Here is a 24,158-nt window from a genome sequence, read left to right on the forward strand (position 1 = left end):
CGCATATGGCGCAAGGATCCTCTCAGTCGACCCACCGGGTGGCCGTGATCGTCGACGCGGGCACCAATCCGTTCGAGGTCGGGGTCGCCACCGAGCTGTTCGGGCTGCCGCGGCCCGAGCTGGGGCTGCGCGTCCCGCCGTACGAGGTGACGGTGTGCGCGCCCACGCGCGAGGTGCGCATGAACCACGGCTTCTTCACCCTGAGCGGGGTGGCGGGACTGGCGGCCGTGGACGAGGCGGACACGGTCGTCGTACCGGGGCGGCCGGACAACGTCGTACCGCGCGGTGCCGACGTCATCGACGCGATCCGGCGCGCGCACGCGCGCGGGGTGCGGGTGGTGAGCTTCTGCACCGGGACCTTCGCGCTCGCCGAGGCCGGGCTGCTGGACGGCCGGCCCGCCACCACGCACTGGCGCTGGGCGGACGCGTTCCGGGAACTGCATCCCCGGGTGCTGCTCCGGCCCGACGTGCTCTTCGTCGACGACGGCGACCTGCTCACCGCCTCCGGCAGCGCGGCCGCGCTGGACCTGGGGCTGCACATCTGGCGGCAGGACCACGGTGCCGAGATCGCCAACGCGGTCTCCCGGCGGCTGGTGTTCGCCTCGCACCGGGACGGCGGGCAGCGGCAGTTCGTGGAGCGGCCGGTGCCCGAGGTGCCGGGCGAGTCACTGGGACCGCTCCTGGCCTGGGCCCAGGAGCGGCTGGGCGAACCGCTGACGGTGGCGGACCTGGCCGCGCGGGCGGCCGTCTCCCCCGCCACCCTGCACCGCCGGTTCCGCGCCCAGCTGGGCACCACCCCGCTGGCCTGGCTGACCGGGGAGCGGGTCACTCTCGCCTGCCGGCTGATCGAGCGCGGGGAGGAGCGGCTCGACGTCGTCGCGGCGCGCAGCGGGCTCGGTACGGCGGCGAACCTGCGCGCACGGCTGCGGCGCGAGACCGGCCTCAGCCCCTCGGACTACCGGCGGCGTTTCGGGCCGGTGGTGCGGGAAGGGGTACAGGCATGAGATTCCTGGTACGCGACCGGCTCCTCGGCTTCGGCGAGGACTACTGGATCGAGGACGAGCACGGCGACAAGGTGTTCCTCGTCGACGGCAAGGCCATGCGGGTGCGGGACACGTTCGAGCTGAAGGACCGGCACGGGCGCGTGCTCGTCGACTTCCACCAGAAGATGTTCGCCCTGCGCGACACCATGGTGATCGAACGCGAGGGCGAGCCCCTGGCGACCATCAGACGCAAGCGGCTCTCGCTCCTGCGCAACCACTACCGGGTCCACCTGGTCGACGGCACCGAACTCGACGTCAGCGGCAAGATCCTCGACCGGGAGTTCGCCGTCGAGTACGACGGCGAGCTGCTGGCCGTGGTCTCCCGGCGCTGGCTGCACGTGCGGGAGACCTACGGACTCGACGTCGTACGCGACGACGCGGACCCGGCGCTGCTGATCGCGGTGGCGGTGTGCGTCATCCACCTCGCCGACAAGGAGCGGGACGGGGACTAGAAGGGGGGATGAGAAGGGGACTCAGCGGTGGCGCGGGGGGTCCAGGCCCAGGAGGCGGTCCTTGAGGGCCGGGAACTGTTCGCGGGTCGCGGCGACCTTGGCCGGGTCGAGGTCGACGGTGAGGATCTCCTCGCCGGCGCCCGCCTCGGCCAGCACCTCGCCCCACGGATCGACCACGATCGAGTGACCCGCCTGCGGAACTCCGGCATGCGTCCCGGCCGTTCCACACGCGAGCACGAACGCCTGGTTCTCGACCGCCCGCGCCTGGGCCAGCAGCGTCCAGTGCGCGCGTCGCCGCTCGGGCCAGCCCGCCGAGAGCACCAGCGTCTCGGCGCCGGCGTCGACGAGTCCGCGGAAGAGTTCGGGGAAACGGAGGTCGTAGCAGGTGGCCACGCCCAGCGTGGTCTCGGGCAGCCGGACCGTCACCAGTTCCCGTCCCGCGCCCATCAGCACCGCCTCGCCCTTGTCGAAGCCGAAGCGGTGGATCTTGCGGTAGGCCGCGGCCAGCTCACCGGAGGGGGAGAAGACGAGAGCCGTGTTGTAGAGGGGGCCCTCAGGGCCACGCTCGGGGATCGAGCCGGCGTGCAGCCAGACGCCCGCGTCGCTCGCCGCCTTCGCCATCGCCTCGTACGTCGGCCCTTCGAGCGGCTCGGCCTCCGTCGCGAACTTCTCGTAGGCGAACGCGCCGGTCGTCCACAGCTCGGGCAGTACGACGAGATCGGCATCCGCCTGCTCGCGCACCAGTGCGGTCACGCGCTGCCGACGAGATTCAACCGATTCGCCCTCGTTTACGTCGATCTGGATGAGCGAGGCGCGCACACTACCACCGTCCTGGCAATTCGAGCCGTCCACACGGGCCTACGATCGTCACACGAAAGCACTGCCGGGGTGCCTCACAGCAGCGTAACTTAGCGTCTCAAGACACCCGCCGACAGCAGCCACCGCCCACTGGCAGCGCCGCCACCACCTGCCCGAGTACCGACCGCCGAGGGGTCCCGTTCCGTGAGTCTGCATCCCACCCTCCAGCCCTACGCCGACGCTTGGACCCACTCCATCGAAGCGATATCCGAGCTGGTGACGCCGCTTGTCGAGGGCGAGTGGAACCGGCGGACACCGTGCCCGGGCTGGTCGGTGCGGGACGTGGTCTCCCACGTCATCGGCCTGGACAACGAGATGCTCGGCGACCCGCGCCCCATCCACACCCTGCCGCGCGACCTCTACCACGTCACCAACGAGGCCCAGCGCTACACGGAGATGCAGGTCGACGTACGACGCCACCACACGGCGCCGGAGATGACCTCGGAGCTGGAGTACACGGTCATCCGCCGCAACCGCCAGCTGCGCAACGAGTCGCGGGAGCCGGGGCACATCGTGCGCGGGCCGATGAGCAAGGAGATCACCCTCGAAGAGGCCATGCGCAACCACGCCTTCAACGTGTGGGTGCACGAGCAGGACCTGCGGGCGGCGCTGGGACGGCCGGGCAACCTCGACTCCCCGGGCGCGCAGATCGCCCGGGACGTACTGCTCGGCGAGCTGCCCCGGGTGGTCGCCAAGGACGCCGAGGCGCCGCGCAGTTCGGCCGTCATCTTCGACGTGCACGGGCCGATCGAGTTCCTGCGCACGATCCGCATCGACATCCAGGGCCGCGGCACCCTGGAGGCCACCCCCGCGCTCGGCCCCGCCGCCATCTTCACCCTCGACTGGGAGACCTACGTCCGCCTGGCCTGCGGCCGCACCACCCCGGAGGCGGTCGCGGACCGGGTGAAGGCGGAGGGCGACCAGGAGCTGACGGCGGCGATCCTGCGCAATTTCGCGGTCACGCAGTAAGAAGTGGGATAGAGATACCCCGGTGGCCGGGAAGAGGCTGCGCCGGTAATTATTCGGTGCCCTGCGGCGGCCGTCACGACCTATCTTTCCCGGCATGACCGCAGCCACCACACCGCAGGACGACCTCCCGCCGCGCCTCGCCCGGCTCACCTTCCACGGCCCGCTCTCCGAGGCCCGCGCGGCCGCGATGGTCGACCGTCTCGCCGCGTCCCTTCCCGCCACCGTGCTCGACATCGGCTGCGGCTGGGGCGAGCTGATGCTCCGGCTGCTGGCGGCCGTACCGCAGGCGCACGGCGTCGGGGTGGACGTGAACGCGGCGGACCTGGAGCGGGGGCGGCGTGCCGCCGGGGCGCGGGGGCTGGCCGACCGGGTGGAGTTCGCCGAGGAGTCGGCGGTGGGCACCGGCCGGGGCCCGGCCGACGTGGTGCTGTGCCTCGGGGCGAGCCAGGCGCTGAGCGACGACCTCGTGCCTGCCCTGCGGGAGTTGCGGCGGCTGGTGGCCGACGGCGGGCGCGTCCTGCTCGGCGAGGGCTTCTGGCAGCGCACCCCGACCGAGGCGGAGCTGGCCGGGATGTGGCCGGGCGCCTCGGCCGCCGACCACCACGACCTGGCCGCCCTGGTCGACCTGACGGTGTCCGCCGGCTTCCGCCCGGAGTGGATCGAGACGGCGAGCCTCGACGAGTGGGAGAAGTTCGAGTCGGCGTACCAGGCGGACAAGGAACTGTGGCTGGCGTCCAACCCCGGCCACCCCCTGGCAGCGGAAACCCGCGAACGCCTCGACTCCCACCGCGCGGCCTGGCTGGCATACCGGGGCGTCCTGGGCCTGGCGTACCTGACCCTCGTACCGACGGCGCAATGACCGCCCCCACCCCCGCCCCGGTCACACCGACGGCCGCCTGACCGCCGCACCGGCGGCCGGCTGACCGCGTCGCACGCCCGGAAAGCCGCCGACGGCGATCGCCCCCACAGGTCGTCCGGCCTCTCTGCCGACGGTGAACGGGCGGTGCGCGGGTGGGAGAACAAAACGGCTCACGCAGGCACGTGCACCGTCTCCACCCGGCTCGCCACCAACCGCTCCCGCTCCCGCCGGACCGCCCGCCCCCGCAACCGCAGAATCTGGCTCACCCCCAGCGCCTGCAGCACGAACACGCACGAGAAGGCCACCGTGTAGTTGTCGCCGGTGGCGTCCAGCAGCACACCCACCACGAACAACGTCGTCATCGAGGCCGTGAAACCACCCATGTTGGTGATCCCGGACGCGGTCCCCTGCCGCTCGGGCGGGTTGGCGGGACGGGCGAAGTCGAAGCCGATCATCGACGCCGGCCCGCACGCCCCCAGCACCGCGCACAACACCACCAGCAGCCACATCGGCGCATGGTCGGCCGGATACACCAGCGTCGCCGCCCACACCACGGCCGTCGCCCCGACCGTGCCCAGCGCCAGCGGCAGCCGCGCCGTGTGGTGCCGGGCGACGATCTGGCCGTAGACGAGGCCGACCACCATGTTGCAGAGGACGACCAGGGTCAGCAGCTCACCGGCCGTGGCGCGGGACAGCCCCTGCGCCCGGACCAGGAACGGCAGCCCCCACAGCAGCAGGAACACCATCGCCGGGAACTGGGTGGTGAAGTGCACCCACAGGCCCAGCCGGGTCCCCGGCTCCCGCCAGGACGCGGCGATCTGCTTCCGTACGTACGCCGCTCCCTGGTGCGGGAAGGGCTCGGGCTCGTAGCCCTCGGGGTGGTCCTGGAGGAAGAACAGGACGAGGACCAGGACGACCGCACCGGCCAGGGCGCTGCCCGCGAACGCCGGGGTCCAGCCGATGCCGTGCAGCAGCCGGGCCAGGACCAGCGTGGAGACGAGGTTGCCGGCCATGCCGGCCAGACCGGCGAGCTGGGCGACGAGCGGGCCGCGCCGGGCCGGGAACCAGCGGGTGCCGAGCCGCAGCACGCTGATGAACGTCATCGCGTCACCGCAGCCGAGCAGCGCGCGCGAGGCGAGCGCGGTGCCGTACGACGGGGAGAAGGCGAAGCCCAGCTGTCCGGCGGTGAACAGCACCGCGCCGATGGACAGCATCTTCTTCGTGCCGAGGCGGTCGACGAGCAGGCCGACGGGTATCTGCATGCCGGCGTAGACCAGCAGCTGGAGGATCGAGAACGTGGACAGGGCCGAGGCGCCCACGTGGAAGCGGTCGGCGGCGTCGAGACCGGCGACCCCGAGGGACGTACGGAAGATGACGGCGACGAAGTAGACCGAGACGCCTATGCACCAGACGGCGACGGCCCGGCGGCCGCCCGGCGGATCACCGGGCAGCGACGCGCTGCCGCGGCTCATCGGACCTCACCCCGCGCCAGGTGCGCGAACCAGTCGACGTGCCGGTGCACAAGGCCGACCGCGCGATCAGCATCCCCCGCGCGCAGCGCGTCCAGGATCTCCTCGTGCTCGGTCAGCGACTTGGCGATGCGGTCGGGGTGCGCGTGCATGATGGCGACGCCCATCCGCAACTGGCGGTCGCGCAGCTGGTCGTAGAGGCGGGAGAGAATCTCGTTGCCGCCGTCGCGGACGATCGCGGCGTGGAAGCAGCGGTCCGTGACGGCCGCGGCGGCCAGGTCACCGGCGGCGGCCTCGGCCTTCTGCCGGTCGAGCAGTTCCTGAAGCCGGGCCACGAGCCCCGCCGACGCCGGTACGGCCTTGCGCACCGCGTGTTCCTCCACCAGCATCCGGGTCTCCACCACGTCCGCGATCTCCTGTGCGGAGACGGGCAGCACCATGGCGCCCTTCTTCGGGTAGAGCTTGATCAGGCCCTCGGCCTCCAGGCGCAGCAGCGCCTCGCGGACGGGGGTGCGGGAGACCCCGACGGCGTCGGCCAGCTCGCCCTCGGTGAGGAGCGTGCCGCCTTCGTAGTGACGGTCCAGGACGCCTTGCTTGACATGGGAGTACACACGGTCGGCGGCGGGGGGCTGCTTGACGGCCAGGCTCATGCCCACAGCTTAGATACAACACGTACGCAAGCAGCCTCTTCGTCCATCATCCGGACGTGATGTAAATCGCCCTCAGCAACCGCACAACCATCTGTGCTACTTACGTGTCACACACGTGCGGCCCCACCCGCTTTGGCACCCCCAACTCGGCCGCACTCCAGGGGCATTACGACTCGACTCGACTCGGGGTATTTCAGTTGATTACCGGTATTAAGGGCACCAGCTTCCGCAGGGCCGTCGCCGTCGCCGTCACGTCCGGCGCGATGCTCGCGACCGGCGCCCTCACCGCGGCTCCCGCGCAGGCCGTCACCGTGCCGACGATCGTGGCCAAGGGTGGCTACGTCATGAATAATTCGACCGCGAAGACGCTGTACACGAAGAAGGCGGACACCGAGCTGTCCACCGGCTCCACCACGAAGATCATGACCGCCAAGGTCGTGCTCGCGCAGTCCAACCTGAACCTCGACAAGAAGGTCACGATCCAGAAGGCGTACAGCGACTACATCGTCGCCAACACCGCCTCCTCGGCCCACCTGATCGTCGGCGACAAGGTCACCGTCCGCCAGCTCCTCTACGGGCTGATGCTGCCCTCCGGCTGCGACGCCGCCTACGCGCTCGCGGACACCTACGGCACCGGCACCACCCGCGCCAAGCGGGTCGCCAACTTCGTCGCCAAGATGAACACCGCCGCGAAGAACCTGGGTCTGACGCACACCCACTTCGACTCCTTCGACGGCATCGGCAACGGCAACAACTACTCGACGCCGCGCGACCTGACGAAGATCGCCAGCAGCGCGATGAAGAACGCCACGTTCCGCACGGTCGTCAAGACGAAGAGCTACACGGCGAAGACGGTCACCAAGACCGGTTCCACCCGCACCATGGGTACCTGGACCAACACCAACACGCTGCTCAGCAGCTACAGCGGCGCCATCGGCATCAAGACCGGCTCCGGCCCCGAGGCCAAGTACTGCCTGGTCTTCGCCGCGACCCGCAACGGCAAGACGGTCATCGGCACCGTCCTCGCCTCCACCTCGATCACCCAGCGCGCGACGGACGCCACGAAGCTCCTGAACTACGGCTTCTCGACGATCTGACCCGCCCCGCACTGAGCCGACGAAGGCCCGCCGCACCCCATGCGGCGGGCCTTTTGCCATACCCGAACGACCTCACGCAGCAGAACTCCCGCCCTTCCCTCGCAATCGTGAACATCCAGGTATTTGACTGGCATATTCGATTTTCTCCGCCCTAGGTTCCGCAGCGGAGGTGGTTCACATGAACGAACCAAGCAAGAAGGCGAAACCCGCCGGCCGGCACGAGGCCATCGACGTCAGCGACTTCGTGTACGCGGCGACCGGAGCCCGGGTACGACGGCTGACCATGCCGGACGGGAGGCACTGGTTTCCGGCGGTGGACGTGTGCAAAGAACTGGGGTACAGCAACTCTCGGCAGGCGCTCGCCGACCATGTTCCGGAAGAGCACCGAGAGTGTCTGGAGACCGTCAGTGGAGCTTACGGTCTCAGCATTCCCGCTGGTCGAGGGTGGCGTCGAGACATGAATCTCATCGATCTGCAGGGCCTCATCATCCTCGTCAACGCCTGTACGAAGCCCGCCTGCGCCCCATTCAAACAGTGGGTCGCAGAGGTCATCGAGACAGTGCAGCGAGAGGGTTCTTACACTCTCGAAGAGGCCGAGGTGCAGCCGACCGAACCGGGCGCGCCCATCGCGTACGCCATGCCCGAGCAAGTGGCCGAGGCCATCATCCGACTTGAGGCACACAACCTCCAGCTGGACGAGCAGCTGGCGAACGGTCAGCGTGAATCAATCGAGTTGCAGCGGGAGATGCTGGCCGCGCAGAAGGCCACGATCGCCGTGCAGCAAGCCATGGTTCACGCGATGGAACGCATCGCGGACCGGCTCGACGCCATCGTCCTCGAACGTCGTACGCCCCACGACCGGCCCGCGGCACCCCCGACCACCGAGTCCGTACTCGCCGACTGGCGACGGCGCTTGTCGGTGACCGAGGACGTGTGGACGGTGGCCGTCGTCATCGCCCCTGTTCTCGTCGAGCAAGGCGAGCTGCGTGAGTCGCTCGAAGCGATCGCCGCGCGTACCGGTCTGACGGTGCATCGCGTGAACGAGTGTCTCCGGCTGCTGCGCAAGCACGCCTGTATCCGCTCGCAGGGTGGGGCGGAGGACGGAGCGGCGGTCTACGTACTCAACCAGCCCTGAAGGGAGTGGGCGGTCGCAATCCGAGTTTGCGGCCGCCCGCTCTCAGGCTATCCCCTCAGGCCGAGAGTGTCCGTGAGACCGTAACCAGAAGTTACACTCTCAGCATTCACGCAGGTCAGAGAAGGGCGAGAGAGTGACTGGAAGTCACGCTCTCGCCCTTCTCTCGATTCTCCCGGGGTCTCACCCCCAGGTAATCAGCCGCTTCGGCTGTTCCAGGACCGCCGCGATGTCCGCGAGGACCTTCGAACCCAGCTCGCCGTCGACCAGGCGGTGGTCGAAGGAGAGCGCCAGCGTGGTGACCTGGCGCGGCTTCACCTTGCCCTTGTGGACCCACGGCTGGAGCTTGATCGCGCCGACCGCGAGGATCGCCGCCTCGCCCGGGTTGAGGATCGGCGTGCCCGTGTCGATGCCGAAGACGCCGACGTTGGTGATGGTCACCGTGCCGCCCTGCATCGCGGCGGGTGACGTCTTGCCGTCCCTGGCCGTGGTGACCAGCTCGCCGAGCGCCTCCGCCAGTTGCGGAAGCGTCTTCGCGTGGGCGTCCTTGATGTTCGGCACGATCAGGCCACGCGGGGTGGCCGCGGCGATGCCCAGGTTGACGTAGTGCTTGAGCACGATCTCCTGGTTCGCCTCGTCCCAGGACGCGTTGATGTCCGGGTTGCGCCGGATCGCGACCAGCAGGGCCTTGGCGATGAGGAGGAGCGGGTTGACCCGGAGGCCCTGCAGGTCCTTGTCCTGCTTCAGCTCCTCCACCAGCTTCATCGTGCGCGTCACGTCCACCGTCACGAACTCCGTGACATGCGGCGCCGTGAACGCCGAACCCACCATCGCCGCCGCCGTCGCCTTGCGGACTCCCTTGACGGGGACGCGGGTCTCGCGGGCGGTGTCGTAGGAGGCGGTGGCAGGGGCCGTGGGGGTCACGGCGGTCGCGGGGGCGGTCGCCGGCTGCGGCGCCGTCGTCGGTGCGGCCGCCGCCGGAACGGCCGACACCGCCGTCACCGCCGCGTGCACGTCCTCGCGCGTGATGACGCCGTCCGGGCCGGACGGGGTCACCGTGGCCAGGTCGACGCCCAGGTCCTTCGCCAGCTTGCGCACCGGCGGCTTCGCCAGCGGGCGGGGGCGATCCTCCGCGGCCGGGGCCGGGGCCGGAGCGGAAACGCCAGCGGGGGCGGGGGCGGAAACCGGAGCAGGACCGTGGCCGTTCAGCTCCTGCTGGACGGCGGACCGGACCGCCGTCTCGGCGGGCGTGGCCTCCGGGCCCTTGCGCGGGCGGCGCTTGGTGGAGGAGGCCGCCACGCCGTAGCCGACGAGGACCGGCTGGCGGCCCTGCGGCTTCTCCTCCGGCTCCGGAGCCGGCGCGGACCCCTCCGCGGGAGCCGCGGGAGCCGCGGGCGCGGCCGCCCCGCCCGCCACGTCCACCGCGATGATCGCCGTGCCCACGTCCACCGTGGTGCCCTCGGCGAAGCGCAGCTCGCGGACCACCCCGTCGTAGGGGATGGGGAGTTCGACGGCCGCCTTCGCCGTCTCGACCTCGCACACCACCTGGCCGTCGGTCACCGTGTCGCCGGGCTGGACGTACCACTTGAGGATCTCGGCCTCGGTGAGCCCCTCGCCCACGTCCGGCATCCTGAACTCGCGTACGGACGCTTCCGTCATCGTCGTCACGACCCTCTCCTCAGTACGCCAGGGCACGGTCGACGGCGTCGAGCACCCGGTCAAGGCCCGGAAGGTACTCCTCCTCCAGGCGGGCCGGCGGGTAGGGGGCGTGGTAGCCGCCGACCCTGAGGACCGGGGCCTCCAGGTGGTAGAAGCAGCGCTCGGTGATGCGGGCGGCGATCTCCGCGCCCGAACCGAAGAACACCGGCGCCTCGTGGACCACGACCAGCCGGCGGGTCTTCTCCACCGAGGCCTGGATCGAGTCGAAGTCCATCGGGGAGACGGACCGCAGGTCCAGGACCTCCAGCGACTTGCCCTCCTCGGCGGCCGCGTCGGCGACCTCCTGGCAGAGCTTCACCATCGGGCCGTAGGCGACGAGGGTCAGGTCGGTGCCCTCGCGGACCACACGGGCCTTGTGGAGCGGGCCGGGGATGGCCTCGGTGTTGACCTCGCCCTTGTCCCAGTAGCGGCGCTTGGGCTCGAAGAAGATCACCGGGTCGTCGCTCTGGATGGCCTGCTGCATCATCCAGTACGCGTCGGAGGAGTTGGAGGGGGAGACGATCTTCAGGCCCGCCACGTGCGCGAACAGCGCCTCCGGGGACTCGGAGTGGTGCTCGACCGCGCCGATGCCGCCGCCGTAGGGGATGCGGACGACGACCGGCATCTTGACCTTGCCCAGCGAACGGGCGTGCATCTTGGCGAGCTGGGTGACGATCTGGTCGTACGCCGGGAAGACGAAGCCGTCGAACTGGATCTCCACCACCGGGCGGTAGCCGCGCAGCGCGAGGCCGATCGCCGTGCCGACGATGCCGGACTCGGCGAGGGGGGTGTCGATGACGCGGCTCTCGCCGAAGTCCTTCTGCAGGCCGTCGGTGACCCGGAAGACGCCGCCGAGCTTGCCGACGTCCTCGCCCATGACGAGGACCTTGGGGTCCGAATCCAGCGCGCGGCGCAGCGACTCGTTGATCGCCTTGGCCAGAGCCATCTTTTCCGCTGCCATGGTCAGACCCCCTCTACGTCTGCGAACGACGCCTGGTAGGCGGCGAACTGGGCTCGCTCCTCGTCGACGAGCGCGTGCCCGTCCGCGTACACGTTCTCGAAGACGGCGAAGTTGTCCGGGTCCGGCATGGCCCGTACCGCTTCGCGCACTCGCCTGCCCAACGCCTCGGACTCGGCTTCGAGTTCCGCGAAAAATCCCTCGTCCGCGTGGTTTGAGGCCTCCAGGTACCGGCGAAGGCGCAGGATCGGGTCCTTCGCCTCCCAGGCCTCGCGCTCCTCGTCGGCCCGGTACTTGGTCGGGTCGTCGGAGGTGGTGTGGGCGCCCATCCGGTAGGTGTACGCCTCGACGAGCGTCGGGCCCTCGCCGCTGCGGGCACGCTCCAGCGCCCACTTGGTGACCGCGAGGCAGGCCAGCACGTCGTTGCCGTCGACCCGGACGCCGGGGAAGCCGAAGCCCTGGGCGCGCTGGTAGAGCGGGACGCGGGTCTGCTTCTCGGTCGGCTCGGAGATCGCCCACTGGTTGTTCTGGCAGAAGAACACGACCGGGGCGTTGTAGACCGCGGAGAAGGTGAACGATTCGGCGACGTCGCCCTGGCTGGAGGCGCCGTCGCCGAAGTAGGCGATCACCGCGCTGTCCGCGCCGTCCTTGGCGATGCCCATCGCGTAGCCGGTGGCGTGCAGCGTCTGGGAGCCGATGACGATCGTGTAGAGGTGGAAGTTGTTGCTGTTGGGGTCCCAGCCGCCGTGGTTGACGCCGCGGAACATGCCCAGCAGGTTGGTCGGGTCGACCCCGCGGCACCAGGCGACGCCGTGCTCGCGGTAGGTCGGGAAGACGTAGTCGTCCTCGCGGGTGGCGCGCCCGGAGCCGATCTGGGCGGCCTCCTGGCCGAGCAGGGACGCCCACAGGCCCAGTTCGCCCTGCCGCTGCAGGGCGGTGGCCTCGGCGTCGAAGCGGCGGGTGAGCACCATGTCGCGGTACAGGCCGCGCAGCTCCTCGGGGGTGATCCCGGCGACGTAGGAGTCGTACTCGGCGTTCTTGACCCGCTTGCCCTCGGGGGTCAGCAGCTGGACGAGTTCGGGATCGGTGCTCTTCTTCGTGGTGCTGCGTGTGGTGGTGCGAGAGGCGGTGCTGGTGGTGGTGCGACTGGTGGTGCGAGTGGTGCGCTTGGTGCCGGTCTTGCTGCCGGTGGTACCGGCTTTGCCTGCGGCGCTGCGTCGCGGTTCGCTCGCGGCACTGCTGTCCACGGTCACGTGTGCTCCTCCGTCGGTCCGGCCCCCGGGGTTGCCGGGTGAACCAGTGCGGCTCACCTGCTTCCGACACCCGTGGCACGGGGTGTGTGCCACTCGGCCGGGAACAGGCGTGACAGGTGCCCCGGCGAGCGCCCTGCAACATGCACGTTACCCAGTGCCCCACATTTCTGTGAAACCCCTCCTGACCTGCGTTTTTGCTTGGAAATCCAAGTACTTTTTGCTTGGGTTTCCTAGTAAATCGACGCGGGCCGGAAGGTCGCTGGTCAGAGCCTTGCAGGAGGCCGGAGCAACGGCACGTTATCCCGCCGCCCAGGCCCACGGGAAGACATCGAGTTGTCCGGTCTGCTCGCCGGGTACCGAGCGCGGCGCCGTGACCCTACGCCTCGCGGCATGCCCCCGGGGCGCATCTTTCGCACTTGCATTCGCCACGTGACCGAAAGCGACCATTGGCGACTTCCTGTGACAACGACCAGCTCACAGGGCTGGCGCTTGCCCTAGCATCTGGCGCGTGCCGCGCTCATGTGTACCACCCCTCGTGCCCCACGCGCCCCCACTGGGCCCCCTGCTCCGGCTGTACGCCGCCGGTTCCGCGCTCGCCTGCGAGCCGGTCGAACAGGGCCTGCTCAACCGCGGCTACCGCCTCTGCACCACCCGCGGCCGCTACTTCCTGAAGCACCACTTCGACCCGGACACCGCCGACCCGGCCGCCATCGAGCGACGTCATCTGGCCACCCTGCGGCTCGCCGCCCTCGGCGTCCCGGTCGCCCCGCCCCTGGCCCACCGCGACGGCCGTACGGTCGCCGTCGTGGGCGGCCACGCCTACGCGCTGCACCCCTGGATCGACGGCCGGCACCGGCACGGCGGACAGCTCACACGCGGGGAGTGCGCGCGGCTCGGCGCGCTCCTCGGCGCCGTGCACGCCTGCCTGGAGCATGTGATGCCGCCCAAGGGACGCACCCGCCCGGCCACCGGCCCCCATCCCGTCGAGAGCGCCGACCCCGCCGACACCTTCGCGCTCATCGACGACCTGCTCGCCCACGTCAGCCGGCACCGCCCCGCCGACGCCTTCGACGAACTCGCCCGCCACCGGCTGCTCGAACGCCGTGCGCTCCTGGAGCAGCACGCCGGCCGGCGTCCCCCGCGCGGCGCCTCGGTGGGCTGGGTGCACGGCGACTTCCACCCGTTCAACCTGCTCTACAAGGACGACGCGCCCGCCGCGATCGTCGACTGGGACCGGCTCGGGGTGCAGCCCCGCGCGGAGGAGGCCGTACGCGCCGCCGTGATCTTCTTCGTCCGCCCGGCGGGAGCGCTCGACCTGCGGAAGGTGCGGGCGTACGCGCGCGCGTACCGGCGCGCGGCCGGGGCCACGCCCTCGGAGCTCGCGGCGGCCGTGCACCGCGTGTGGTGGGAGCGGCTCAACGACTTCTGGATGCTGCGCTGGCACTACGAGCGCGGCGACACCCGCGCGGACCCCCAGTTCCCGGCCGCCTCGGCGCTCGCCGTGTGGTGGACCCGGGAGTACGACGCGGTGTGCGACGCCTTCGTCCAATAGCCAATAGCCGGTAGCCGGTAGCGGCAGGTCAGCCGAAGGGCGTCGCTGTCCTTCAACCGCCGCCCAAGCCGGTGCCCTCGATGGTGTTGCCGCCGTCGCCGCTGCCGCCGCCGTCCGTTCCCGTCGTGTCGGAGGGCTGCCCCTCCGGCGAGCTCGCGGTGTCGGTCGGCTGCGAGGCGCTCGCCGTGTCGCTCGGCTCGTCGCTCGGCTCGCTGCTCTGCGTCTCGGACTGGGTGTACGACGGGGTCGACGACGGCGTGTACCCGTTGTTGTTGCCGGTGTCCGAGCCGCTCGTGGCGGTCTCGGTGTCCGTGGCCGTGTCGCTGGCCTCGTCGGACGGGCTCGCGCTGGCGGTCGCGTCCTTGGTGGTCTGCGAGGTGGTCGGCGACTGCGACGTACCGGTGCTGCCGTCGCCGCCGCCACCGCCGCCGTTCAGCCCCAGCGCGACGCCCGCCGCGACGGCGATCACCGCGAGGACGGCCAGGATCCACAGCTTGCCGCGGCCGCTGCCCCGGTTGCCGTGCCCCTCGAAACCGCCGTCGTCGCCGCCTCCGTAGCCGCCCGGCAGGATCGGCTGCGGGATCTGGGTGGTCCCGGCGGCGGCCGCCGGGTGCGGCATGACGGTCGTACCGGCGAAACCGGCCGCCGGGGTGTACCGGCCGTCGTGCACGGTGACCGGGCCGGTGTTCCAGGTGCCGGTGTGGCTGCCCTGGTCGTACAGCATCTGCACGCCGTACTGGACCAGGCCGCGCATCTCCTCGGCGGTCTGGAAGCGGTCGTCGGGCTCCTTGGCGAGCGAGCGCATGACCAGGCCGTCCAGCTCCGGCGGGGCGGCGCCCTCGGAGGTCTGGGACGGCGGCACCGGGATGTCCTGGACGTGCTGGTAGACCACGGCCAGCGGGGTCTCGCCGATGAACGGGGGCCGCAGGGCGAGGAGTTCGTAGAGCAGGCAGCCGGTGGCGTACAGGTCGGAGCGGTGGTCGACGGCCTTGCCGAGCGCCTGCTCCGGGGAGAGGTACTGGGGCGTGCCCATGACCATGCCGGTCTGCGTCATCGTCGTGGACGCGCCGTGCAGGGCGCGGGCGATGCCGAAGTCCATCACCTTGACGGCGCCGTTGTGGGTGATGATCACGTTGGCCGGCTTGATGTCACGGTGCACGATGCCGTGCTGGTGCGAGTAGGCAAGCGCCTCCAGCACCCCGGAGACGATGATCAGGGCCTGCTCGGGGCCCGGCGCCTGGGCGTCGATCAGCAGCTCACGGATGGTGCGGCCCTCGACCAGTTCCATCACGATGTACGGCACGGACTGGCCGCCGACCACGTCCTCGCCGGAGTCGTACACCGCCACGATCGCATGGTGGTTGAGCCCGGCGACCGACTGGGCCTCGCGCGTGAAGCGGGCCTTGGAGACCGGGTCCTCGGCGAGGTCGGCGCGGAGCAGCTTCACGGCCACGGTGCGGCCGAGCCGTACGTCCTCGGCCGCGAACACCTCGGCCATGCCACCCCGGCCGAGGCGGTGGGTGAGCCGGTAGCGGCCGTCGCCGACCAGACCTCCGTTACCCCACAGCTCAGGCGAGTCCGACATACCGCCGCCAGTCGCCTCGGGGTCGGACGGGCCCTGGGCGCTGTGCGTCTGTGCCATCGGTCCTCGCCGTCGTTTCTGCCCGCGGTGCGCGCGGTGTTGTCACGGTCTCCGTCGGCCACGCTACAGCCTCCGCGCAACCCGTCGGTCCGGGATCCGGCCCGTGGACGGACCGGCCATCAAACCCGTACCACGCACTCTCGTGCAAATTCTGTGTACCGGACGTACGGCCGCTGTAACGCTTCCGCGGCTCTTCCTTCGCGTACGGTCACGGAACGGGCACCGTGCTTGACGTGTCGGTGCCCTCCGGCAGACTTGGCCGGGAATGAGACATTCGATCAACAAGGGTGCCCGAGTGCCGGGCGGGGGACGGGGAAAATGAGCCAGGACGGCGCACGCGGCCGTTATACGGGGTGGGCTCTGGCCGGTGGCCGCTACCAGCTGCGCGACCTGCTCGGCGAGGGCGGCATGGCCTCCGTACACCTGGCGTACGACGCGGTCCTGGACCGTCAGGTCGCGATCAAGACCCTGCACACCGAACTCGGCCGGGAACAGGCGTTCCGCGAGCGCTTCCGCCGCGAGGCCCAGGCAGTGGCCAAGCTCACGCACACCAATATCGTCTCCGTCTTCGACACCGGCGAGGACACGTTGTCCGACGGCGGCTCCGCCGCGGGGGACGGCCCGCCGATGCCGTACATCGTCATGGAGTACGTCGAGGGCCGCCCGCTCGGCTCGGTGCTGGAGGAGGACATACGGCAGCACGGCGCGATGCCCGCCGACAAGGCGCTGAGGATCACCGCCGACGTGCTGGCCGCGCTGGAGATCAGCCACGAGATGGGGCTGGTCCACCGCGACATCAAGCCCGGCAACGTGATGATGACCAAGCGCGGGGTCGTCAAGGTGATGGACTTCGGCATCGCCCGCGCCATGCAGTCCGGGGTCACCTCGATGACCCAGACCGGCATGGTCGTCGGCACCCCGCAGTATCTTTCGCCGGAGCAGGCCCTCGGCCGGGGCGTGGACGCCCGCTCCGACCTCTACTCGGTCGGCATCATGCTGTTCCAGCTGGTCACCGGGCGGCTGCCGTTCGACGCGGACTCACCGCTGGCCATCGCCTACGCGCACGTCCAGGAGGAGCCGGTCGCTCCCTCCTCGATCAACCGCGCCCTTCCGCCGGCCGTGGACGCGCTGGTCGCCCGCGCGCTGAAGAAGAACCCGAACGAGCGGTTCCCGACCGCCGAGTCCATGCGCGACGAGTGCCTGCGGGTCGCCGCCTCGCTCCAGTCGGCCGCGCCGAGCATCGTCCCGGGCATCCCGCCGACGCAGAGCGGCGCCGGGGTCGGCTCCGCCGTGTTCCCGCCGGTCGGCCAGGCCGCGCCGGCGTCTCCCGGGCCGGTGCAGACGCCGTACCAGCCGTACCAGCCGACACCGGCCCCGGCTCCGCACCCGTACGGCACCCCGGCCCCGGCGGCCCCGGCCCCTGGCCCTGCCCCCGCTCCGGCGTACGGCTATCCGCAGCAGGCGGGGTACCGGACTCCGGCCGGGTACGCCCAGCCCGCGCCGTCGACGCCGCCCCCGTACCACATCACGCCCCAGGCGCCTTCCGGCGGTGGCGGCATCGGCAGCGGTGCGGGGAGCGGCGCGAAGAGCAACCGGCCGGTGGTCATCGGGTCGATCGCGGTGTCGCTGGTCGCGGTGATCGGCCTGATCGTCGCACTGGCGCTGAACAACGGCGGCGGCGATGACGGCACCGGCGGCAGCGGTGGCGGCGGTGGCAGCACCGCGAGCACCTCGGCCTCGCACGCGTCGGGCTACCGCGGTCCCGACACCTCGAAGACCATCGACAAGACCGAGTGCACCGAACCGCAGGAGTCCTACGACGACCCGGACAAGATCCAGGTCCCGGACTTCAAGTTCAAGTACATCAAGTCGGTCAAGGAGTGCTTCCAGGCCGCCGGATGGCAGATGAAGATCGTCTCCGTGGACGAGAACACGTACGGCGACGGCACGATCATGGAGCAGTTCCCGACCTCCGGTACCGACGTCGACCCGCAGGACATGCCGACCGTCGAGCTCAAGGTGTCGACCGGCAACCCGGCGACCGGCTGACGCGAGGCACAGCAGAACGCGAGGCGCAGTAGAAAGGGCCCGGCGGTGTACGCCGGGCCCTTCGCCGTCTGGGAAGTCTCGGGGTGTCTAGAGGTACGGCCCACCGGCCCGGCCGGCCGGGCCGTGCTCCTCGCCCTCGTGGCCGACGCCCGGCGGCAGCGCGCGCCGCATCTGCTCCAGCTGGGCCCGGGCGGCCATCTGCTGGGCGAACAGGGTGGTCTGGATCCCGTGGAACAGCCCCTCAAGCCAGCCCACCAACTGGGCCTGCGCGATGCGCAGTTCCGCGTCGGAGGGGGTCGTGTTCTCGGTGAACGGCAGCGAGAGCCGCTCCAGCTCCTCCACCAGCTCCGGCGCCAGACCGTCCTCCAGCTCCTTCACGGAGCTGGCGTGGATCTCCTTGAGCCGGACCCGGCTGGCCTCGTCGAGGGGAGCCGCACGCACCTCCTCCAGGAGCTGCTTGATCATGCTGCCGATCCGCATGACCTTGGCAGGCTGCTCCACCATCTCCGTCACCGGGATCTCGCGGGAGTCCTCGTCCCCGTTGCCGCCGCCGAGTGCCATCCCGTCCTGGCCCACGACCAGGATCTGCGGATTCTCGGGCGACCGTTCGTTCCTCGGCATCTCCATGCCGCCATTCTCTCGCACCCGTACACCTCACCACCGTGGTGCCCCCCATGGGGGCTGATCCACCTTTCGGAACCGCCCCGAACGGGGTGTACACCCATCGGCCCAACCAGAAATGCCTGGTTTGTCGTTGAATGTGAGGCTGGTGTTCGTCGGCCTGACGACGACTGTGTTCCAGGAGGTCACCGACGTGACTCCAAGGCTGCGACTCCCCCGCGCCGGTACCCGGCCGCCCGCGGCACTCGAACGGTCCCTCGCCGGTGGACGGCTCCGGGCGGCATGCGACCCGTCGCCGGGCCGGGTACGCCTCGTGTCCGGCCGGCTGCTGTCCGTCCGTCTGCTGCCCGTCCCTCTACTGCACGTCCGTCTATTGCCCGTCCGTCTGCTGCTCGTCCTCGCGGCGGTCCTGCTGCCGTGCGACACCGCCGTCGCGTACGACCCCGAACCACTGCCCTCGGACTCCGCCAGCGCCTCGGCCACCCCCTCGCCGTCGCTGGCCGGCACGCTGGCCGGTGAGGGCCGGATGCGACCGGGGCGGCCCCAGGGACCGGCGACGAAGGTCGAGAGCCAGGACGCCGACGACCCCGACGACGAGGGGACGGCGACAGAGCCTGCGTCGAGCGGAGCCGAAAGCCCGGCGGGCACCTCCGCACAGCCGCCGCCCCGGGAGGCCGTCCTGGCCCCCACCACGCCCCAGCCGCAGCCCGCCGGCCAGGTCATGGGCACCGGTCAGGACGACGACACCGAGCCCATGCTGCACATCCTTCCGCTCGGCAGCGGCCTGGTCCTGATCGGCCTCGGGCTCGGCCTGGCCTTTCTCGGCCTGCGGATACGGCGGGGATAGCGCGGGGATAGCGCGGGGACGGGACTGGGACGGGCCGGCGGCAGAGCGGGGGCAGGGCGTTACCGGGTGACCAGCAGAACCTTGCCGATGTGCTCGCTGGCCTCGACCACCCGCTGGGCCTGTGCCGCGTCCGCCATCGGCAGTTCCCGGTCGACGACCGGGCGGACATGGCCCTGGGCGATCAACGGCCACACATGCTCCTGCACCGCCGCGACAATGGTCGCCTTCTCGGCGAGCGGCCGGGCCCGCAGCGAGGCCGCGGTGATCGCCGCCCGCTTGCTGAGCAGCGCACCGATGTTCAGCTCACCCTTGACACCGCCCTGCATACCGATGATCGCGAGGCGCCCGTTGGCCGCGAGCGCCCGTACGTTCCGGTCCAGGTACTTGGCGCCCATGTTGTCGAGGATGACGTCGACCCCCGCGCCGTCGGTGGCCTGCTTCACCTCGGCGACGAAGTCCTGCTCGCGGTAGTTGACGAGGATGTCCGCGCCCAGCTCGGCGCAGAAGTCCAGCTTCTCCTTCGTACCCGCGGTGACCGCTACCGTGGCGCCGATCGCCTTGCCCAGCTGGATCGCCATGGTGCCGATGCCGCTGGAGCCGCCGTGCACGAGAAGGTTCTCGCCGGGGCGCAGGTGGGCGATCATGAACACGTTCGACCAGACCGTGCAGGCCACCTCGGGCAGCGCGGCGGCCTGCTTCAGGTCCACGCCCTCGGGCACCGGCAGCAGCTGCCCGGCCGGCACGGCGACCTTCTCGGCGTAGCCACCGCCCGCGAGCAGTGCGCACACCTCGTCGCCGACCGACCAGCCGGAGACGCCGGGGCCGAGCGCGGCGATCCGCCCGGAGCACTCCAGACCGGGGTACGGGGACGCGCCCGGCGGCGGACTGTAGTGGCCCTGCCGCTGCAGGATGTCGGCACGGTTGACGGCGCTGGCCACCACCTCGACCAGCACTTCGCCCTCGCCGGGCACCGGATCGGGAACCTCGTCCCACACCAGTGCCTCGGGCCCACCGGGTTCGGGAATCGTGATCGCATACATGGTCATGACGCTACTGCTTCCTCCAGAAAGAGGAGGATTCAGCGATCGCCCAGTCCGTAGCAGACTGGGCAGTCACCCATTCGTGTAGCTCTGCCGGATTCTTGGGCGAGAGGCGAATGCATGACCGCACAGTGGCGTTATGACGACATCCGCGGAAGCCGACGAGGTCGGGCACGCCCGGTACACGTACCGGCTGCGTGTGTCGTCGACGGCATGCGAGGCGCTGTTGGCGGAGTGGGACCGTTGTCGGTGGATCTGGAACGAGTGTGTCGCCAAGTCCAAGGCCGCCCACCTGCACTACGAGACCACCGGCGAGAAGCGGACCTGCGGCCCGGCGCAGCTCGACAGGATGCTGACCGAGACACGAAAGCGCACGCTGTGGCTCCGCCAGGGAAGCTCGGTGGCACAGCAGCAGCTCATCCGGGATTTCGGCAAGTCCCGAGCGAAGGCGCAGAAGGACATCAAGGAGCGCCTGCCGCAGTGGCGGCGGGCTGGTATGCCGAAATACAAGAAGAAGCGCGAGGCCTTGCCGACGCTGAACTACACGAAGCGCGGATTCCGGCTGAAGGACGATCGCCTGCACCTCGCGGGCGGGATCGTGTTGACGGTGGTGTGGTCGCGGTACTTGCCCGCCGAACCATCGTCCGTGCGTGTGTATCGCGACAGCATCGGGCACTGGTATTGCTCGTTCGTGGTGCCCGTGGAGGTACAGCCGCTGCCGAAGACAGGCGCTGTGCTCGGCGTGGACTGGGGTGTCACGGTGACCGCTACCACCACCTCTGATGCCCATGACCTCCCGCATGCCCAACACGGACGCAATGCCCAAACCAAGCTCACTCGGTACGACCGGATGATGGCCCGGCGCGCACCCAAGAAGGGGCAAGCCGCCTCGAAGGACTACCGCGAGGCGAAGAAATGGCGGGCGAAGAACTACGCGAAGATCGCCCGGCAGCGGCAGGACACCGCCCGTAAATGGTCGAAGAAGGTCGTGACTGACCACGACATCATCGCAGTCGAGGACTTCCGCCCGAAGTTCCTCGCCAAGTCCTCGATGGCGCGCAAGGCGGCAGACGCCGCCATCGGCGCCACGAAGAAGGCGCTGATCGAGATGGGCCGCAAGCACGGGCGGGATGTCCGGCTCGTCGATCCCGCGCATACGACCATGGACTGCGCACGGTGCGGAGCGAGAACCAAGCACGCACTACCGCTGTCCGAACGCGTCTACACCTGCACCGCGTGCGGAGCCGTCTCCCCCAGAGACAAGAACTCCGCCCGCGTGATGCTGGTCCGGGCAGGTCTGAACCCGGCTGGTGTTGAGGGCGTAAGACCTCTGAGAGCGCAGCTCCCTGAGGCAGCCTGAGCCAGGAATCCCCTCCGCCCGCGGAGGGGAGCCGTCAAGTGAAACACACTCCGACGCCCGCGGCCGCCCATGGCAGGTCAAGGAGTTCCGTCTCCTCACCCTGCTGTGCTCCGCCCGGCGGCACGACCGCGAGCGCGTCGGCGGCGGCGATGCCACGGAGCATGGCCGGGCCGTTGTAGTGCAGCGGGATCGCGGTGTCGCCCCGCAGGACGACCGGGACGAGCCGGGTGTCGTACGGGTGTCCGTGCGTCGCTTCTGCCAGCGGCATCGCATACGGCTCGGGGGCCGGGTGGGCGGCGAGGGTGCGCAGGAGGGGTTCGGCGAGGGTGAGCAGACCGGAGATGGCTGCAAGGGGGTTGCCGGGGAGGCCGACGAGGTGCTGGTTCTGCTTGATGCGGGCCAGCAGCATGGGGTGGCCGGGGCGCACTTTGACGCCGTCGACGAGGAGTTCGGCGCCGATGCGCTCCAGGGTGGGGTGGATGTGGTCGACCGGTCCGGAGGCGGTGCCGCCCGTGGTGACGACGAGATCGGCTGTCGAGGAGGTGATCGCCTTGTACAGGGCCTTGGCGTCGTCGCCGAGCCGGCGTACGGCGGTGACCTCGGCGCCGAGCGCGCGCAGCCAGGGCGGCAGCATCGGGCCGAGCGCGTCCCGGATGAGCCCGTCGTGCGGGAGCCCCTCGGTCAGCAACTCGTCGCCCAGGATCAGGACTTCGACGCGAGGGCGGGGGACCGCGGTGACGGTGTCGTATCCGGCGGCCGCGGCGAGGCCGAGGACGGCCGGGGTGGCCAGGGTGCCGACGGGCAGCAACTGGTCGCCGCTACGGCACTCCTGACCGCGCGGGCGGATGTCCTGGCCGTGGACCATCTCACGGGTGGCGTGCAGTCGGCCCTGGACGTCGAGACGGCCGTGCTCGCTGCGCAGCACCGCGGTGGTGTCCGCCGGGATCCGGGCGCCGGTGGCGATGCGGACCGCCTCGCCGTCGGTGAGCGGCTCGGGCTGCGCGTGCCCGGCCAGCACGCCCTCCTCGCGTACGTTCCAGGGGCCGGGGCCGGCGACCGCCCAGCCGTCCATCGCGGAGGTGTCGAAGGAGGGCAGGTCGGTGAGCGCGTCCAGCGGGGCGGCGAGGGTCAGTCCGAGGGCGTCGGCCAGCGGTACGGAGACGGGGACTCGGCGGGCGCCGGAGCGGGCGGCGCGGGCGGCGGTCTCGCGGGCCTGGGGCCAGGGGGTGGCGCGGTGGCGGTGCGCCGACGGTCCGCCACGGGCGTGCTCGCCGCGATGGGTGGGCGCGCCGTAGTGGGTGGGCGCGGCGGTCGCGTCCTGCCGGGGCTCCCTGGGCTCTCTCACTAGGGCGAGCGCCTCCTCGACGTCGAGATCGTCGTCGGTGTCCGCGGCGGCGGATGTGCCGGCCCGGGTGCCGGGGGCGGTCACCGGCCGGGCCCGGGGGCGGGGCTGTCGGGACCCGGCTTGTCGGAGCCCGGCCCGTCGGCGGCGGGCCTCTCGGCGTCGGGCTTCTCACCGGCGGACTTCTCGCCGGCGGACTTCTCGCCGGCGGTGTTCGCCTCTTCCGCCCAGCGCAGGGCGAGCGCGGTGGCCTTGTGGGCCGCCTCGGCGACCGCCTCAGGGCCGCCCTTGCCCTGTGCGGCCGCGTAGCCGACGAGGAAGGTGGTCAGCGGGGCGGCGGGACGGGCCACGCCGTGCGCGGCGTCCCGGGCCAGGTCGAGCAGGACGCGCGTGTCGACGTCCAGGTTGATGCCCAGCTCGTCCTTGACTGCGGAGATCCATTCATCCAACACGTGCCCATGCTCCCTGATGCGTGCCCTGGCGTCGGCGATGTCGTCCCAGGTGTCGCAGTCGAAGGACGCGAGGGGGTCCGGGACACGGGTGAGGTTCAGTGCGGCGGTCAGGCGCCGCAGAGGGAGGCCGGTGAGGCCGTTGTCGCCGCCGTTGCCCTTGCCGTTGCCTTCGGCGAGGGCCACGAGGGCGTGGCGGAGTGCGGTGGTGCGGTAGGCCGCGACGAGGGGCTGGTCCCGGCCGTCGGCGTCGGTGAGCAGTGCGGCATCCGCACCGGAGGCGCGGAGAGCCGACAACAGGCGCTCCACGGTTGCCTCTTCGAGGAAGGGGAGGTCTGCGGAGAGTACGACCGCGCAGTCGGCGGTGGTGTGACGCAGGCCGGCGTCGAGGGCGGCGACCGGGCCGCCGCCCGGGGGGTTCTCGCGGGTCCAGTGGACCGGGCGGGAAGTGGGGCGGGGGGCCGCCACGACGACGGTCCGCCGTGCGCCGGCGCAGGCCGCGAGGACGCGGTCGAGGAGGGGACGGCCGCCTACCCGGACGGAGGGCTTGTCGGTCCCGCCGAGACGCCTGGCGGCACCGCCGGCCAGCACGATCGCGTCGTAGGGCGGGGGGTCGGTGGCGGTCACCTTTCGAGTATGGGGGGCGTTCTGATCACGGGGAACCGATGGGGGGCGTGGGATCCGCAGGGTGTGGTTGCGGATGTGCCCCAAGGGGCGGGGCGTGGCGGCCGTACGCGAGTGCGGGTTGTGTGTGGCTGGTCGCGCCCACGCGGCGGAGCCGCATATTGATACAGCCCCGCGCCCCCAAAGGGCGCGCT

21 protein-coding genes are annotated in these 24,158 nt (G+C 70.9%); 10 read left to right on the plus strand and 11 right to left on the minus strand.

Features of this window, described 5'->3' with window-relative positions; genetic code table 11:
* The first annotated feature begins 5 nt into the window (after nucleotides 1-5).
* Complete coding sequence (locus SSP29_RS11055; RefSeq protein WP_089100376.1) at nucleotides 6-1,004, plus strand: GlxA family transcriptional regulator; 999 nt, start codon at nucleotides 6-8, stop codon at nucleotides 1,002-1,004.
* Nucleotides 1,001-1,495 (plus strand): LURP-one-related/scramblase family protein, encoded by a 495-nt coding sequence (locus SSP29_RS11060; protein WP_089100377.1) that lies wholly within the window; start codon nucleotides 1,001-1,003, stop codon nucleotides 1,493-1,495. Before SSP29_RS11055 ends, SSP29_RS11060 begins: the two co-directional genes overlap by 4 nt.
* Nucleotides 1,496-1,516: 21 nt before the next feature.
* Here the strand turns inward: SSP29_RS11060 and SSP29_RS11065 are convergent, their stop codons facing one another.
* Nucleotides 1,517-2,314 carry a carbon-nitrogen family hydrolase gene (locus tag SSP29_RS11065; RefSeq protein ID WP_089100378.1) on the minus strand — a complete coding sequence of 266 codons (798 nt, stop codon included), beginning with the start codon at nucleotides 2,312-2,314 and terminating at the stop codon, nucleotides 1,517-1,519.
* 183 nt (nucleotides 2,315-2,497) lie between these two features.
* Here SSP29_RS11065 and SSP29_RS11070 point away from each other — a divergent pair, with 183 nt between their 5' ends.
* The gene (locus SSP29_RS11070; protein ID WP_089100379.1) at nucleotides 2,498-3,322 is read left to right on the plus strand and encodes a maleylpyruvate isomerase family mycothiol-dependent enzyme; all 825 of its coding nucleotides are present in this window, start codon (nucleotides 2,498-2,500) and stop codon (nucleotides 3,320-3,322) included.
* Nucleotides 3,323-3,416: 94 nt separating this feature from the next.
* Nucleotides 3,417-4,181, plus strand: a complete 765-nt coding sequence (locus SSP29_RS11075; RefSeq protein WP_089100380.1) for an SAM-dependent methyltransferase — start codon at nucleotides 3,417-3,419, stop codon at nucleotides 4,179-4,181.
* A gap of 170 nt (nucleotides 4,182-4,351) precedes the next feature.
* Here SSP29_RS11075 and SSP29_RS11080 read toward each other — a convergent pair whose 3' ends face one another.
* Both SSP29_RS11080 and SSP29_RS11085 read right to left on the minus strand, forming a co-directional pair.
* Nucleotides 4,352-5,653 (minus strand): MFS transporter, encoded by a 1,302-nt coding sequence (locus SSP29_RS11080; protein WP_089100381.1) that lies wholly within the window; start codon nucleotides 5,651-5,653, stop codon nucleotides 4,352-4,354.
* On the minus strand, nucleotides 5,650-6,300 hold the full coding sequence (locus SSP29_RS11085; RefSeq protein ID WP_089100754.1) for a GntR family transcriptional regulator: 651 nt from the start codon (nucleotides 6,298-6,300) through the stop codon (nucleotides 5,650-5,652). The genes SSP29_RS11080 and SSP29_RS11085 overlap by 4 nt, the downstream gene beginning before the upstream one ends.
* 197 nt (nucleotides 6,301-6,497) lie before the next feature.
* On the opposite strand from SSP29_RS11085, the gene SSP29_RS11090 reads away from it, so the two are divergent.
* Together SSP29_RS11090 and SSP29_RS11095 are read left to right on the plus strand one after the other, a co-directional pair.
* Nucleotides 6,498-7,397: a D-alanyl-D-alanine carboxypeptidase family protein gene (locus SSP29_RS11090; protein ID WP_089100382.1), complete on the plus strand. Its 900-nt coding sequence runs from the start codon at nucleotides 6,498-6,500 to the stop codon at nucleotides 7,395-7,397.
* Between the two features lie 178 nt (nucleotides 7,398-7,575).
* On the plus strand, nucleotides 7,576-8,532 hold the full coding sequence (locus tag SSP29_RS11095; RefSeq protein ID WP_089100383.1) for a BRO-N domain-containing protein: 957 nt from the start codon (nucleotides 7,576-7,578) through the stop codon (nucleotides 8,530-8,532).
* A gap of 180 nt (nucleotides 8,533-8,712) precedes the next feature.
* Here SSP29_RS11095 and SSP29_RS11100 read toward each other — a convergent pair whose 3' ends face one another.
* The 3 genes from SSP29_RS11100 to pdhA are packed head-to-tail and all read right to left on the minus strand — an operon-like array spanning nucleotide 8,713 to nucleotide 12,438.
* Complete coding sequence (locus SSP29_RS11100; protein ID WP_089100384.1) at nucleotides 8,713-10,197, minus strand: dihydrolipoamide acetyltransferase family protein; 1,485 nt, start codon at nucleotides 10,195-10,197, stop codon at nucleotides 8,713-8,715.
* Nucleotides 10,198-10,207: 10 nt separating this feature from the next.
* The gene (locus SSP29_RS11105; RefSeq protein WP_089100385.1) at nucleotides 10,208-11,188 is read right to left on the minus strand and encodes an alpha-ketoacid dehydrogenase subunit beta; all 981 of its coding nucleotides are present in this window, start codon (nucleotides 11,186-11,188) and stop codon (nucleotides 10,208-10,210) included.
* A gap of 2 nt (nucleotides 11,189-11,190) precedes the next feature.
* Nucleotides 11,191-12,438: a pyruvate dehydrogenase (acetyl-transferring) E1 component subunit alpha gene (gene pdhA / locus SSP29_RS11110; RefSeq protein WP_089100386.1), complete on the minus strand. Its 1,248-nt coding sequence runs from the start codon at nucleotides 12,436-12,438 to the stop codon at nucleotides 11,191-11,193.
* A gap of 535 nt (nucleotides 12,439-12,973) precedes the next feature.
* Here pdhA and SSP29_RS11115 point away from each other — a divergent pair.
* The gene (locus SSP29_RS11115; protein ID WP_174855946.1) at nucleotides 12,974-13,990 is read left to right on the plus strand and encodes a phosphotransferase; all 1,017 of its coding nucleotides are present in this window, start codon (nucleotides 12,974-12,976) and stop codon (nucleotides 13,988-13,990) included.
* Between the two features lie 52 nt (nucleotides 13,991-14,042).
* Here the strand turns inward: SSP29_RS11115 and SSP29_RS11120 are convergent, their stop codons facing one another.
* Nucleotides 14,043-15,632, minus strand: a complete 1,590-nt coding sequence (locus SSP29_RS11120; RefSeq protein ID WP_089100387.1) for a protein kinase domain-containing protein — start codon at nucleotides 15,630-15,632, stop codon at nucleotides 14,043-14,045.
* A gap of 318 nt (nucleotides 15,633-15,950) precedes the next feature.
* On the opposite strand from SSP29_RS11120, the gene SSP29_RS11125 reads away from it, so the two are divergent.
* Entirely contained in the window at nucleotides 15,951-17,681 is a 1,731-nt protein-coding gene (locus tag SSP29_RS11125; protein ID WP_089100388.1) for a protein kinase domain-containing protein, read from the plus strand.
* A gap of 87 nt (nucleotides 17,682-17,768) precedes the next feature.
* On the opposite strand, the gene SSP29_RS11130 is transcribed toward SSP29_RS11125, so the two are convergent.
* The gene (locus SSP29_RS11130; RefSeq protein WP_089100389.1) at nucleotides 17,769-18,308 is read right to left on the minus strand and encodes a bacterial proteasome activator family protein; all 540 of its coding nucleotides are present in this window, start codon (nucleotides 18,306-18,308) and stop codon (nucleotides 17,769-17,771) included.
* Nucleotides 18,309-18,495: 187 nt separating this feature from the next.
* On the opposite strand from SSP29_RS11130, the gene SSP29_RS11135 reads away from it, so the two are divergent.
* Entirely contained in the window at nucleotides 18,496-19,149 is a 654-nt protein-coding gene (locus SSP29_RS11135) for a hypothetical protein (protein WP_150133939.1), read from the plus strand.
* Between the two features lie 59 nt (nucleotides 19,150-19,208).
* Here SSP29_RS11135 and SSP29_RS11140 read toward each other — a convergent pair whose 3' ends face one another.
* Nucleotides 19,209-20,189, minus strand: a complete 981-nt coding sequence (locus tag SSP29_RS11140) for an NAD(P)H-quinone oxidoreductase (protein ID WP_089100757.1) — start codon at nucleotides 20,187-20,189, stop codon at nucleotides 19,209-19,211.
* A gap of 139 nt (nucleotides 20,190-20,328) precedes the next feature.
* Between SSP29_RS11140 and SSP29_RS11145 the strand changes: the two genes are divergently transcribed.
* Nucleotides 20,329-21,549: an RNA-guided endonuclease InsQ/TnpB family protein gene (locus SSP29_RS11145; RefSeq protein ID WP_089100390.1), complete on the plus strand. Its 1,221-nt coding sequence runs from the start codon at nucleotides 20,329-20,331 to the stop codon at nucleotides 21,547-21,549.
* A gap of 34 nt (nucleotides 21,550-21,583) precedes the next feature.
* Here the strand turns inward: SSP29_RS11145 and SSP29_RS11150 are convergent, their stop codons facing one another.
* A complete protein-coding gene (locus tag SSP29_RS11150; RefSeq protein ID WP_089100391.1) occupies nucleotides 21,584-22,978 on the minus strand; it encodes a molybdopterin molybdotransferase MoeA in 1,395 nt (464 codons plus the stop codon).
* The gene (locus SSP29_RS11155) at nucleotides 22,975-23,967 is read right to left on the minus strand and encodes an NTP transferase domain-containing protein (protein WP_089100392.1); all 993 of its coding nucleotides are present in this window, start codon (nucleotides 23,965-23,967) and stop codon (nucleotides 22,975-22,977) included. Before SSP29_RS11155 ends, SSP29_RS11150 begins: the two co-directional genes overlap by 4 nt.
* Nucleotides 23,968-24,158: the final 191 nt, after the last annotated feature.

This window comes from Streptomyces hyaluromycini, from assembly GCF_002217755.1.
Lineage (GTDB): Bacteria > Actinomycetota > Actinomycetes > Streptomycetales > Streptomycetaceae > Streptomyces > Streptomyces hyaluromycini.